The sequence below is a fragment of the Pseudomonas sp. LBUM1659 genome, assembly GCF_059716045.1.
The window spans coordinates 1,321,035-1,333,528 of the sequence record NZ_CP166797.1 but is presented as its reverse complement, the minus strand read 5'-3'; the positions used below and the strand labels follow the sequence as shown (position 1 = coordinate 1,333,528).

General features: G+C 58.8%; 13 protein-coding genes. 1 reads left to right on the top strand and 12 read right to left on the bottom strand.

Translation table 11 applies throughout. The features are described 5' to 3' along the window. Nucleotides 1-43: 43 nt before the first annotated feature. The 7 genes from ACA048_RS05870 to ACA048_RS05840 form a co-directional block, all read right to left on the bottom strand. The gene (locus ACA048_RS05870; RefSeq protein WP_497628316.1) at nt 44-901 is read right to left on the bottom strand and encodes a peptidoglycan DD-metalloendopeptidase family protein; all 858 of its coding nucleotides are present in this window, start codon (nt 899-901) and stop codon (nt 44-46) included. A gap of 210 nt (nt 902-1,111) precedes the next feature. Next, nucleotides 1,112-1,747, bottom strand: coding sequence for a protein-L-isoaspartate(D-aspartate) O-methyltransferase (locus ACA048_RS05865; RefSeq protein WP_497629805.1), 636 nt, complete (start codon nt 1,745-1,747; stop codon nt 1,112-1,114). Nucleotides 1,748-1,788: 41 nt separating this feature from the next. Next, on the bottom strand, nt 1,789-2,538 hold the full coding sequence (surE, locus tag ACA048_RS05860; protein WP_497628315.1) for a 5'/3'-nucleotidase SurE: 750 nt from the start codon (nt 2,536-2,538) through the stop codon (nt 1,789-1,791). Beyond that, entirely contained in the window at nt 2,526-3,584 is a 1,059-nt protein-coding gene (gene truD / locus ACA048_RS05855; protein ID WP_497628314.1) for a tRNA pseudouridine(13) synthase TruD, read from the bottom strand. The genes surE and truD overlap by 13 nt, the downstream gene beginning before the upstream one ends. Then, nucleotides 3,581-4,054, bottom strand: coding sequence for a 2-C-methyl-D-erythritol 2,4-cyclodiphosphate synthase (ispF, locus tag ACA048_RS05850; RefSeq protein ID WP_007949357.1), 474 nt, complete (start codon nt 4,052-4,054; stop codon nt 3,581-3,583). The genes truD and ispF overlap by 4 nt, the downstream gene beginning before the upstream one ends. Before the next feature lie 53 nt (nt 4,055-4,107). After that, complete coding sequence (gene fghA / locus ACA048_RS05845) at nt 4,108-4,953, bottom strand: S-formylglutathione hydrolase (RefSeq protein ID WP_497628313.1); 846 nt, start codon at nt 4,951-4,953, stop codon at nt 4,108-4,110. Nucleotides 4,954-4,961: 8 nt separating this feature from the next. After that, nucleotides 4,962-6,074 (bottom strand): S-(hydroxymethyl)glutathione dehydrogenase/class III alcohol dehydrogenase, encoded by a 1,113-nt coding sequence (locus tag ACA048_RS05840; protein WP_007949355.1) that lies wholly within the window; start codon nt 6,072-6,074, stop codon nt 4,962-4,964. A gap of 108 nt (nt 6,075-6,182) precedes the next feature. Between ACA048_RS05840 and ACA048_RS05835 the strand changes: the two genes are divergently transcribed. Then, entirely contained in the window at nt 6,183-7,079 is an 897-nt protein-coding gene (locus ACA048_RS05835; protein WP_497628312.1) for a LysR substrate-binding domain-containing protein, read from the top strand. Nucleotides 7,080-7,111: 32 nt separating this feature from the next. Here ACA048_RS05835 and ispD read toward each other — a convergent pair whose 3' ends face one another. The 5 genes from ispD to pyrG form a co-directional block, all read right to left on the bottom strand. Further along, nucleotides 7,112-7,819 (bottom strand): 2-C-methyl-D-erythritol 4-phosphate cytidylyltransferase, encoded by a 708-nt coding sequence (gene ispD / locus ACA048_RS05830; RefSeq protein WP_497628311.1) that lies wholly within the window; start codon nt 7,817-7,819, stop codon nt 7,112-7,114. Then, nucleotides 7,816-8,094, bottom strand: a complete 279-nt coding sequence (gene ftsB, locus ACA048_RS05825) for a cell division protein FtsB (protein WP_007949352.1) — start codon at nt 8,092-8,094, stop codon at nt 7,816-7,818. The genes ispD and ftsB overlap by 4 nt, the downstream gene beginning before the upstream one ends. A 328-nt stretch (nt 8,095-8,422) precedes the next feature. Then, nucleotides 8,423-9,712, bottom strand: coding sequence for a phosphopyruvate hydratase (gene eno, locus ACA048_RS05820; protein WP_410921440.1), 1,290 nt, complete (start codon nt 9,710-9,712; stop codon nt 8,423-8,425). A gap of 163 nt (nt 9,713-9,875) precedes the next feature. Beyond that, on the bottom strand, nt 9,876-10,721 hold the full coding sequence (gene kdsA / locus ACA048_RS05815; protein ID WP_007949350.1) for a 3-deoxy-8-phosphooctulonate synthase: 846 nt from the start codon (nt 10,719-10,721) through the stop codon (nt 9,876-9,878). Between the two features lie 5 nt (nt 10,722-10,726). Beyond that, complete coding sequence (gene pyrG / locus ACA048_RS05810) at nt 10,727-12,358, bottom strand: CTP synthase (protein ID WP_007949349.1); 1,632 nt, start codon at nt 12,356-12,358, stop codon at nt 10,727-10,729. Nucleotides 12,359-12,494 lie beyond the last annotated feature (136 nt).

The following is a 12,494-nucleotide window of genomic DNA, read 5'->3' as shown; positions in this document are numbered from 1 at the left end:
GGAGCTTGTTCCCTCTACGTGACGGAACAAGCTGGCTAACAAATCAACGACGTGGCAGGAATTGCAGTGGATCTACAGGTTTACCTTGACGGCGAATCTCAAAATGCAGTTTCACCCGGTCTGTACCCGTTGACCCCATTTCGGCAATTGTCTGTCCGACCTTGACCTGCTGCCCCTCCCGAACCAAAAGCCTGCGGTTATGTCCGTAGGCACTGACGTAGGTTTCGCTGTGTTTGATGATGACTAATTCGCCGTAGCCCCTTAAGCCACTCCCGGCGTATACCACCGTCCCATCAGACGCAGCTAAAACAGGCTGTCCCAAATCTCCGGCGATATCAATTCCTTTATTCAAACTACCGTTTGATGAGAACTTTCCAATCAAAATACCATTAGATGGCCATCCCCAGCCGGTCGGGGCGGGACCAGCAGGCGGCAACGGAGCGGGGGGCTGCTTGCTGGCGACGGACGGTGTAACCACCTCTGTTGTCGTGGTTGCGCCATTCGGCTGGCGCCGGATTACCGTGGTTTTCAGCGACGACGAAGGCGCCGAATCGGACGTATTGGCTACCGCTGTCGGCGTTGATCCGGTGCGACCATCGAAGCGAATTATCTGACCCGGATGGATCGTATAGGGCGTAGGAATGTTGTTGCGTGCGGCGAGGGCTTTGTAGTCCCAGCCGTAGCGAAAAGCGATCGAGAACAGGGTGTCTTTTGGTCGAACGACATACTGACCCGTGGTCACTACCGGACGTTGCGGCGCAGCCTTGTTGCGTTCGACGACGCCTACGCTACTCGACTTGGTGCTGGAGCAACCGACCAGCAAGGTGCTCAAGACGAGGCCAGTCACCAGGCGCTGAAAGCTCGTTGTACTCATACGCTGCGCAATGACTGTGAGACTCACCCGCCGCTCCCTATGTGGTGGCTGAAATTGTGGATTGCCGTGTTCCGGCTCGAGATGTCGCAAGTATACGGGCCGAACCGGCTTTACCTTTAATGAAGCAAAATCGCTTCGCGCACACGTTTGCCTACTGACGATAAATACCGTTTAACCATTCGATGCCGCTGTAAGACAAGGCCAATCGAAGAGAATTCAGCGCGTAAAAACAAATGCTCAAGCCAGTGGCCCGTTGAGCAATGGCACGAAACGCACCGCCCCCAGAACACGTCGGGAAAAGCCTTGTTCTTCGCGGATGATCAGCATCAATTGCTGTACCTCGCCGGAGCCGACCGGGATCACCAGCCGCCCGCCCGGAGCCAACTGATCGAGCAAGGCCTGAGGCACATCCGTGGCCACTGCCGTGACGATGATGCCGTTGTAAGGCGCCAGTGCTGGCCAGCCCTCCCAACCATCGCCCCAACGAAACACCACGTTGCGCAGGTTCAGCTCCACCAGGCGTTCCTTGGCCCGGTCCTGCAAAACCTTGATGCGCTCTACGGAAAACACCCGCTCGACCAACTGTGACAGCACGGCCGTCTGGTAGCCCGAGCCGGTACCAATCTCCATCACCTTGTCCAAGGGACCTGCCTCCAGCAGCAACTCGCTCATGCGAGCCACCATGTAAGGCTGGGAGATGGTCTGGTTGTGCCCGATCGGCAGCGCCGTGTCTTCGTAGGCGCGGTGGGCAAGCGCCTCGTCAACGAACAGGTGACGCGGTGTCCGGCGAATGACTTCCAGCACCTTGGCGCTGGAAACGCCCTCTTCATACAGGCGCTGAATAAGGCGCTCGCGAGTCCTTTGAGAGGTCATCCCGATGCCACGGCGCAGCATATCGTCTTGTTCACGAGTCATTAGCGCAGCCCCTCCAGCCAGCCATCGAGACTTCTGAAGGCATCATTGAAGGTGCGATCCAGTTGCAGCGGAGTGATTGAAACATAGCCCTGCATGACTGCATGGAAGTCGGTGCCCGGGCCGCCATCTTCTGCATCCCCGGCGGCGGCGATCCAGTAACCGGATTTGCCCCGCGGATCGACCACCTTCATCGGCGCCGCAGCGCGTGCGCGATGTCCGAGGCGGGTCAGCTGAATACCGCGGATATGGTCCAGCGGCAAATTGGGAATGTTCACATTCAGTACCGTGCGCGGCGGCAGGTCGAGATCGCCATGGGCTTCGACCAGCTTGCGTGCAAAGTAGGCGGCTGTGGGAAGGTTCTCTACTTGGCGTGAGGCCAAGGAAAAAGCAAACGAAGGACGCTCAAGGAAGCGCCCTTCGAGGGCGGCCGCCACGGTGCCGGAATACAACACGTCATCGCCCAGGTTAGCGCCCAGGTTGATCCCCGAAACGACCATGTCCGGCTCGCGTTCCAGCAAGCCGTTCAAGCCCAGGTGCACGCAATCGGTGGGTGTGCCGTTCAAGCTGATGAAGCCATTGGTCAGCGTTTGCGGGTGCAACGGACGGTCGAGCGTCAGCGAGCTGCTGGCGCCGCTTTTGTCCTGGTCCGGGGCGATAACCACACACTCGGTGTAATCCGCCAGCGCAGCATAAAGCGCGGCGAGACCGGGTGCAGTTACCCCATCGTCATTAGAAATCAGAATACGCATGGGCTGTCCGTCTGCCCCACCGGCACCAGATCAACGAGCTCGCGCACCAATACGGTGGCAAAGCATCCGGCCGGGAGGACGAATTCCAGTTGCAGAATGTCAGGCTCGGGATAATGCCACGTCAACCCACCAATGGGCAGCCGCAGGATGCGACGTTCGTGGCTCATACCGGCGTTAATCAACCAATCTCGCAAGTCCGCTTCGCGAGCGGCGATGTCCTGCTCCAGTACATGGACAACGCCGGTCGCTGGCGAGTCACCTTCGCCCCACTGCGGGCCGGTCGGGTGCAGATCGAGAATCGCCAGTCGCGGGTCGCTGCATTCCGCTTCACCGGCCGGAAAGAAACTGCGGCTGTCGGTGAAGGCCAGCAGATCGCCGACCTGAGCACGCTGCCAACTGCCATCGGCAACCCGTGCAGCCAACACCTGATTGAACAGAAAACTGCGTGCCGTGGAGAGCAGACGCGAGCGCACGTTGCGCTGCTCCGGCAACGCTTTGCGCGCTGCCCAGGCACGTGCATCGACGACGTTACCGCCGTCAAAGCCGAAACGCTGGGCGCCGAAATAATTGGGAATACCTTGCTTGGCGATCAATTGAAGCCGCTCTTCAATCGCCGCTTTGTCTCCAGCGAATTGCGTCAGGCGCAAGGTGAAGCCATTAGCCGAGTGAGCACCGCGTTGCAGCTTGCGTTTGTGTCGACCGGTCTTGAGGATTTTCAGCGTGTCGTTTTCCGCCGCCGACAAATCCGGGTCAGCCTTGCCCGGCAGTTGCACGCTGAACCATTGGCGCGTCAGCGCCTGACGATCCTTGAGCCCGGCATAACTGACGGTGCGCAATGGCACGCCCGCCGCCTTGGCGATCCGCCGTGCCGCTTCCTCGGTATTGAGACCGCGCTTTTCCACCCAGATCCACAAATGCTCGCCATCACCACTAAGGGGAATATTGAGCACTTCATCGACCTGAAAATCTTCTGCCGTGGCTTTCAGAACGGCGCTGCCAAGCGCCTCGCCATAGGCCCGCGGGCCGAGCAATTGCGATTCGTTCATGCGCGCAGCAACAAGGCAACGGAGTGCACGGCAATGCCTTCTTCGCGACCGACAAAGCCAAGCTTTTCGGTGGTGGTAGCTTTCACGTTCACTTGATCCAACTCAACTTGAAGATCCGCGGCAATCAGCGCGCGCATCGATTCGATATGCGGGGCCATTTTCGGCGCCTGGGCGACGATGGTGTTATCAACGTTGCCGACTTTCCAGCCTTTGGCGTGAATCAGCGCGACGACGTGGCGCAGCAGACCCCGGCTGTCAGCACCCTTGAATGTCGGATCGGTGTCCGGGAAATGCTTGCCGATATCACCCAACGCGGCCGCGCCGAGCAAGGCATCGCTCAAGGCGTGCAGCAGGACGTCACCGTCGGAGTGAGCGAGCAGCCCGAAGCCATGTGCAATGCGCACGCCGCCCAGAGTAATGAAATCGCCTTCAGCGAAACGGTGCACATCATAGCCGTGGCCAATACGCATAAAAAAACGCCCCGATTTTTGTCAGGGCGTGATTCTACCTGCTTTGTCGGACATTAGGCGCCTAGAGCATGCGCATGATGCTGCAGGTGGTCGTCGATGAAGCTGGCGATGAAAAAATAGCTGTGGTCGTAGCCGGGTTGCAGGCGCAACGACAGAGGATGACCGGCCAGCTTGGCGGCTTGTTGCAAGGCTTCAGGCTTGAGCTGGGTCGCAAGAAAATCATCGCGATCGCCTTGATCGACCAGCAACGGCAGCTTCTCTTCAGCCTCGGCGATCAACGCGCAAGCATCCCATTCGCGCCACTTCGAACGGTCCTCTCCCAAGTAACGCGTGAAGGCCTTCTGACCCCACGGGCAGTCCATCGGATTGTTGATTGGCGAGAACGCCGACACCGATTGATAACGACCCGGATTGCGCAGCGCACAGACCAGCGCGCCATGGCCACCCATAGAGTGACCACTGATGCCACGCTTATCCGACGCAGGAAAATGGGCCTCGACCAATGCCGGCAATTCCTGCACGACATAGTCGTGCATCCGATAGTGACGCGACCAGGGTTCCTGGGTGGCATTCAGGTAGAACCCGGCGCCGAGACCGAAGTCCCAGGCGCCATCTGGGTCACCCGGCACATCAGGACCGCGCGGGCTAGTGTCCGGCGCGACGATGATCAAACCCAGCTCGGCAGCCATGCGCAGGGCGCCGGCCTTGTGCATGAAGTTCTCGTCTGTGCAGGTCAGGCCAGACAACCAGTACAACACCGGCAGTTTGCCGCCCTGCTCCGCTTGCGGCGGCAGGTACACGGCAAACACCATGTCGCAGCCGAGCACATCGGAGCGATGCCGGTAGCGTTTGTGCCAGCCGCCGAAGCTTTTCTGGCAGGAGATATTTTCCAGGCTCATGACCGACCTCAGAAATGAATGACAGAACGGATGCTTTTGCCTTCGTGCATCAGGTCGAACGCCTTGTTGATATCTTCCAGGCCCATGGTGTGGGTGATGAACGTATCCAGTGGGATTTCGCCGGTTGCGGCCATTTCGACGTAGCTTGGCAACTCGGTACGGCCGCGCACGCCGCCGAACGCCGAACCGCGCCAGACGCGACCGGTGACCAGCTGGAATGGACGGGTGGCGATTTCCTGACCGGCACCGGCGACACCGATGATCACTGACTCACCCCAGCCTTTGTGACAGCACTCAAGTGCAGCGCGCATCAATTGCACATTGCCGATGCACTCGAAGGAAAAGTCGACGCCGCCATCGGTCATGTCGACGATGACTTCCTGGATCGGACGGTCGAAGTCTTTCGGGTTCACACAATCGGTTGCACCCAGCTGCTTGGCGATCTCGAATTTGGCCGGGTTGATGTCGATGGCAATGATGCGTGCAGCCTTGGCTTTTACCGCGCCGATAACCGCCGACAGACCAATGCCGCCGAGACCAAAAATGGCCACGGTATCCCCCGGTTTCACCTTGGCCGTATTGAGCACCGCGCCAATACCGGTGGTGACACCGCAGCCCAGCAGGCAGACTTTTTCCAGCGGCGCTTCTTTAGCAATCTTGGCGACGGAAATTTCCGGCAACACGGTGTATTCGGAAAACGTCGAAGTGCCCATGTAGTGGAAAATCGGCTGGCCCTTGTAGGAAAAGCGCGAAGTGCCATCTGGCATCAATCCTTTGCCCTGGGTCGCGCGAATCGCCTGACACAGGTTGGTTTTGCCCGACAGACAGAATTTGCACTGACGGCATTCCGGGGTGTAAAGCGGGATCACATGATCGCCCACTGCCACCGACGTCACGCCCTCGCCAATCGCCTCAACCACCGCACCGCCTTCGTGACCGAGAATCGACGGGAAGATACCTTCCGGGTCAGCGCCCGACAGCGTGTAGGCATCGGTATGACAAACACCGGAGGCAACCACACGCAGCAAAACTTCACCGGCCTTGGGCATGGCGACATCGACTTCGACGATCTCGAGGGGTTTCTTGGCCTCGAAGGCAACGGCAGCGCGCGACTTGATCATGTGGATTCTCCGATGAATAAAAAACGAGACAGGGAGTGTAATACAGCGCCTTACGATGAATAATCCGGACAAAAGCAAAACATTATTGCCATACAGGGATAATCATCGATGTCCGAGAGCCGCTGGGAAGGGATCGACGAATTCGTCGCCGTGGCCGAATGCAGCCAATTCACGGCCGCTGCCGAACGCCTTGGGGTTTCTTCCTCTCACATCAGTCGACAAATCGTACGCCTTGAAGAGCGCCTTCAGACCCGCCTTCTTTACCGCAGCACCCGTCGTGTGACGCTGACGGAAGCCGGGCAAACTTTCCTGCAACATTGCCAGCGCCTACAGGACGGTCGCGAAGAAGCCTTGCGCGCAGTGGGCGACCTGACCAGCGAACCCAAAGGCATGCTGCGCATGACCTGCGCCGTGGCGTATGGCGAGCGCTTTATCGTGCCGCTGGTAACGCGCTTCATGGGGCTCTACCCGCAACTGCGTGTCGACATCGAACTGAGCAACCGCCCGCTCGACCTGGTGCATGAAGGCCTGGACCTGGCGATCCGACTCGGTCGTTTGCAAGACTCAAGGCTGGTCGCTACCCGTCTGGCACCACGACGCATGTACCTGTGCGCATCGCCCTCCTATCTGGAACGCTATGGCCGGCCGCACAGCTTGTCGGAACTGAGCCGCCACAACTGCCTCATTGGCAGCTCGGACCTGTGGCAACTGGAACAGAACGGGCGGGAATTTTCGCAGCGGGTCCAGGGAAACTGGCGCTGCAACAGTGGGCAAGCGGTGCTGGATGCGGCGCTACAGGGCGTGGGGTTGTGTCAGTTGCCGGACTATTACGTGCTGAAGCATTTGAAAAGCGGCGCATTGATGTCGTTGTTGGATGCGCATCAACCACCCAATACGGCTGTTTGGGCGCTTTATCCACAGCAACGGCATCTGTCGCCGAAGGTGCGAAAGTTGGTGGATTATTTGAAGGAAGGGTTGGCTGAACGGCCGGAGTATCGAACTTAACTTATGCGCTGCCTGCACGGCCGACGAGCAATTCAGCGGCGATTCGCCCAACGCTGACGAAGCCATTCGAGATCTTCGGGACGCGTAACCTTGAGGTTGTCAGACCGACCTTCGATCAATCGTGGCGCCAGACCTGACCACTCCATCGCCGAAGCTTCGTCAGTGATGACCGCGTCAGCCACCAGGCTGTCGGCCAACGCCCGATGCAGTGCGCCAAGGCGAAACATCTGCGGTGTATAGGCCTGCCAGATCACGCTGCGATCCACGGTTTCAACCACCCGCCCACGCTTGTCGACCCGCTTGAGCGTGTCCCGCGCAGGAACCGCCAGCAGGCCACCCACCGGATCATCAGCCAATTCACCCAGCAACTTGTCCAGATCATCACGGCTAAGATTCGGCCGGGCAGCATCGTGAACCAACACCCAATCCTCATCATCGGCACCCAGCGCATGCAAATGCAGCAACGCATTCAGCACCGACCCGGAACGCTCGGCGCCGCCATCAACCCGCTGAATTCGCGCATCGACAGCACAGGCCAGGCTTGGCCAGTAAGGATCATCAACAGCAAGACTGACCACCAACCCTTTCAGGGAAGGATGATCAAGGAAACAGCCGAGGCTGTGTTCGAGAATAGTGCGTCCGCCCAGTTGCAGGTATTGCTTGGGACGGTCTGCGGCCATACGGGCACCGACGCCCGCTGCAGGAATCACGGCCCAGAAGGCCGGTAACGAGGAATTCATTGAGCCAACTGGAAAAGGGTTTCGCCGTCCTTGACCATGCCCAACTCATGGCGAGCCCGTTCTTCAACAGTCTCCATACCTTTTTTCAGCTCGCTGACTTCGGCGTCCATGACCCGATTGCGCTCCAGCAATCCTTCGTTCTCAGCCTGTTGATCCTTGATCTGCTGAGTCAGCTCAGCCACTTGCGCCAGACTGCCATTACCCACCCACAGGCGGTATTGCAGGCCAGCCAGCAACAAGAGCAAGACGAGGAACAACCAATTGGGACTGCGCATCGAATATCAGGTTTCCAGTGAAAAAAGACAGCCATGCAAAAACTTTGAAGCTTCTGATAGCACGAAGCCTGGAAAATCCAGGCTTGTGCTTATAAGGCATCAGATTAGTGGCAAAAACGTCGCTGTAGCGATTTTTCCGACACAATCCGGTGTCTTTTTACCATGCAGTGCCGTGCCTCACCAATACGCGCCTTTTTGACGAGTGACTGTTGTTGTCAGACAAGGCGCCGCGACGAGTCATAGCTGGCTATGGCGAGGAGCGGCAACGCAGTATGACGACAACAGGCACCGTCAAAAAGGCGCAGTATTGGCGAGGCACGGCACTCTATCAACCGCGGAACTCGGCACGACCGTTGTACTTGGCTTTACCGTTCAACTGCTCTTCGATACGAAGCAGTTGGTTGTACTTGGACACGCGGTCCGAACGGCACAGGGAACCGGTCTTGATCTGGCCAGCCGAGGTGCCCACAGCCAGGTCGGCAATGGTCGAATCTTCGGTTTCGCCGGAGCGGTGCGAGATCACGGCGGTGTAACCAGCGGCCTTGGCCATCTGGATGGCTTCCAGGGTTTCGGTCAGGGTGCCGATCTGGTTGAACTTGATCAGGATCGAGTTGGCGATCTTTTTATCGATGCCTTCTTTCAGGATCTTGGTGTTGGTCACGAACAGGTCGTCGCCCACCAGTTGGACTTTCTCGCCGATTTTGTCGGTGAGGATTTTCCAGCCAGCCCAGTCGGACTCGTCCAGGCCGTCTTCGATCGAGATGATCGGGTAGCGCTCGGTCAGGCCTTTCAGGTAATCGGCGAAACCTTCAGCGGTGAACACCTGGCCTTCGCCGGACAGGTTGTACTTGCCGTCTTCGTAGAATTCGCTAGCGGCGCAGTCCAGCGCCAGGGTCACGTCGGTGCCCAGTTTATAACCGGCGTTGGCAACGGCTTCGGAGATCACTTTCAAAGCGTCTTCGTTGGAAGCCAGGTTCGGCGCGAAACCACCTTCGTCACCGACAGCAGTGCTCAGACCACGGGCCTTCAGAACAGCTTTGAGGTGATGGAAAATCTCGGTGCCCATGCGCAGACCTTCCGAGAAAGACTTGGCGCCAACCGGCTGAACCATGAATTCCTGGATGTCGACGTTGTTATCGGCGTGCTCGCCACCGTTGATGATGTTCATCATCGGAACCGGCATCGAGTAGACACCCGGGGTGCCGTTCAGGTTGGCGATGTGAGCGTACAGCGGCAGGTCCTGGTCCTGTGCTGCTGCCTTGGCCGCGGCCAGGGAAACGGCGAGGATCGCGTTAGCGCCCAGGGAGCCTTTGTTTTCAGTACCGTCGAGCTTGATCATCGCGTGATCCAGCGCTTTCTGGTCGCTTGGGTCGGTGCCTTTCAACAGGTCGCGGATCGGACCGTTGATGTTGGCGACGGCCTTGAGCACGCCTTTGCCCAGGTAACGGCTCTTGTCGCCATCACGCAGCTCGAGTGCTTCACGCGAGCCAGTGGAAGCACCGGATGGCGCGCAGGCGCTGCCGATGATGCCGTTATCGAGAAGCACGTCCGCTTCCACGGTGGGATTGCCACGGGAGTCGAGAACTTCACGACCTTTGATGTCGACGATTTTTGCCATTGTTGTAAACACTCCAAAGTTGACGAAAACGCTGTAGGAGCACGGCTTGCCGGCGATGGGGCCCTCAAGGACGCCATCGCTGGCAAGCCATGCTCCTACAAGAGCAGTGCGGCCAGCGGGCCTGAGCATTAATTCGTGCGGTACTTTACCGGAGAAATGAGGATTACGCGGTTTCTACCGTCGGAAAACTCTTCACCAGTTCGTCCAAGGCTTTGAGCTGGGCCAGAAATGGCTCCAGTTTGTCCAGACGCAAGGCGCAAGGGCCGTCGCATTTGGCGTTGTCCGGGTCCGGGTGGGCTTCGAGGAACAAGCCGGCCAGGGACTGGCTCATGCCAGCCTTGGCCAGGTCCGTCACCTGGGCACGACGACCACCGGCGGAATCAGAGCGACCACCGGGCATTTGCAGCGCGTGGGTCACGTCGAAGAACACCGGGTATTCGAACTGCTTCATGATGCCGAAGCCGAGCATGTCGACGACCAGGTTGTTGTAGCCAAAGCTCGAACCGCGTTCGCAGAGGATCAACTGATCGTTGCCCGCTTCCACGCACTTGCTCAGGATGTGTTTCATCTCGTGCGGTGCGAGGAACTGGGCTTTCTTGATGTTGATCACCGCGCCGGTCTTGGCCATAGCGACCACGAGGTCGGTCTGGCGCGACAGGAAGGCCGGCAACTGAATGATGTCGCACACTTCAGCCACGACCGCGGCCTGATCAGGCTCGTGGACGTCAGTGATGATCGGCACGCCGAAGGCTTGCTTGATGTCCTGGAAAATGCGCATGCCCTCTTCCAGGCCGGGGCCACGGTAAGAGGTCACGGAGGATCGGTTGGCCTTGTCAAAGCTGGCCTTGAACACATAAGGGATACCGAGTTTCTCGGTGACCTTTACATACTCTTCGCAGACCTGCATCGCCATGTCGCGGCTTTCCAGCACGTTCATGCCACCGAAAAGCACCATTGGCTTGTCGTTGGCAATCTCGATATCGCCTACGCGGATGATTTTCTGCGCCATCAAATTTACGCCTTCTTCTGGTGTTGAACCAAAGCTGCTTTAACGAAACCGCTGAACAACGGGTGACCGTCGCGTGGCGTCGAGGTGAACTCAGGGTGGAACTGGCAAGCGACGAACCATGGATGATCCGGTGCTTCAACCACTTCAACCAGCGCGCCATCACCGGAACGACCAGAGATTTTCAGGCCGGCCGCCATGATCTGCGGCAGCAGGTTGTTGTTCACTTCGTAGCGATGACGGTGACGCTCGACGATGACGTCTTTGGCGTAGCAGTCATGCACCAGCGAACCCGGTTCCAGCAGGCAATCCTGAGCGCCGAGGCGCATGGTGCCGCCCAGGTCGGACGACTCGGTACGGGTTTCGACCGCGCCGGTAGCGTCTTCCCACTCGGTGATCAGACCCACGACCGGATGGCCGCTGGCACGATCGAACTCGGTGGAGTTGGCATCTTTCCAGCCCAGCACGTTACGAGCGAACTCGATAACGGCCACTTGCATGCCCAGGCAGATGCCCAGGTACGGAACCTTGTTTTCGCGAGCGTATTGAACGGCGGTGATCTTGCCTTCCACGCCACGCAGACCGAAGCCGCCCGGCACGAGGATCGCGTCAACACCTTCCAGCAGCGCAGTGCCCTGGTTTTCGATGTCTTCGGAATCGATGTAGCGCAGGTTGACCTTGGTGCGGTTGCTGATGCCAGCGTGACTCATCGCTTCGATCAGCGACTTGTAGGCGTCCAGCAGCTCCATGTACTTGCCGACCATCGCGATGGTGACTTCGTGCTCCGGGTTCAGCTTGGCGTCAACCACGGCTTCCCACTCGGACAGGTCGGCGCTGCCGCATTGCAGGCCGAAACGCTCGACGACGAAATCATCCAGGCCCTGGGAGTGCAGAATGCCCGGGATCTTGTAGATGGTGTCGGCGTCTTCCAGCGCGATCACCGCACGTTCTTCAACGTTGGTGAACTGCGCGATCTTGCGGCGCGAAGAGATGTCGATCGGGTGATCGGAGCGGCAGACCAGCACGTCTGGTTGCAGGCCAATGGAACGCAGTTCCTTGACCGAGTGCTGAGTCGGCTTGGTTTTGGTTTCACCGGCCGTGGCGATGTACGGCACCAGTGTCAGGTGCATCAGCATCGCGCGCTTGGCGCCGACTTCGAAACGCAATTGGCGGATCGCTTCCAGGAACGGTTGCGATTCGATGTCACCCACGGTGCCACCGATCTCGACCATCGCCACGTCGGCATCGCCGGCGCCCTTGATGATCCGGCGTTTGATTTCGTCGGTGATGTGCGGGATCACCTGGATGGTGGCGCCCAGGTAATCACCACGGCGCTCTTTGCGCAGCACGTGCTCGTAGACACGGCCAGTGGTGAAGTTGTTGTTCTGGGTCATGGTCGTGCGGATGAACCGCTCGTAGTGGCCCAGGTCCAGGTCGGTCTCGGCGCCGTCGTGGGTGACGAACACTTCACCGTGCTGGAACGGGCTCATCGTGCCCGGGTCAACGTTGATGTACGGGTCCAGCTTCAGCATGGTGACCTTAAGTCCCCGCGCCTCCAGGATGGCCGCCAATGAAGCCGAGGCAATGCCTTTCCCCAATGAAGAAACAACACCGCCCGTGACGAATATGTAGCGCGTCATGAAAAACCCTAGAAGTCTGCGTTAAAGCGGTCCGAGCCGCCGGGGAAAGCGAAGGAAGGCCGAAGCCCCCGATCACCTGCATTAATCACAGTGCACCTTTCAAAAAAACCGCCGCGTTGGGACAGACCGGCAGATG

Coding starts and splice junctions, on each gene's coding strand:
- ACA048_RS05865 (WP_497629805.1), bottom strand. CDS start 1,747: ATGACCTCTCAAAGGACTCGCGAGCGCCTTATTCAGCGCCTGTATGAA.
- surE (WP_497628315.1), bottom strand. CDS start 2,538: ATGCGTATTCTGATTTCTAATGACGATGGGGTAACTGCACCCGGTCTC.
- truD (WP_497628314.1), bottom strand. CDS start 3,584: ATGAACGAATCGCAATTGCTCGGCCCGCGGGCCTATGGCGAGGCGCTT.
- ispF (WP_007949357.1), bottom strand. CDS start 4,054: ATGCGTATTGGCCACGGCTATGATGTGCACCGTTTCGCTGAAGGCGAT.
- fghA (WP_497628313.1), bottom strand. CDS start 4,953: ATGAGCCTGGAAAATATCTCCTGCCAGAAAAGCTTCGGCGGCTGGCAC.
- ACA048_RS05840 (WP_007949355.1), bottom strand. CDS start 6,074: ATGATCAAGTCGCGCGCTGCCGTTGCCTTCGAGGCCAAGAAACCCCTC.
- ACA048_RS05835 (WP_497628312.1), top strand. CDS start 6,183: ATGTCCGAGAGCCGCTGGGAAGGGATCGACGAATTCGTCGCCGTGGCC.
- ispD (WP_497628311.1), bottom strand. CDS start 7,819: ATGAATTCCTCGTTACCGGCCTTCTGGGCCGTGATTCCTGCAGCGGGC.
- ftsB (WP_007949352.1), bottom strand. CDS start 8,094: ATGCGCAGTCCCAATTGGTTGTTCCTCGTCTTGCTCTTGTTGCTGGCT.
- eno (WP_410921440.1), bottom strand. CDS start 9,712: ATGGCAAAAATCGTCGACATCAAAGGTCGTGAAGTTCTCGACTCCCGT.
- kdsA (WP_007949350.1), bottom strand. CDS start 10,721: ATGGCGCAGAAAATCATCCGCGTAGGCGATATCGAGATTGCCAACGAC.
- pyrG (WP_007949349.1), bottom strand. CDS start 12,358: ATGACGCGCTACATATTCGTCACGGGCGGTGTTGTTTCTTCATTGGGG.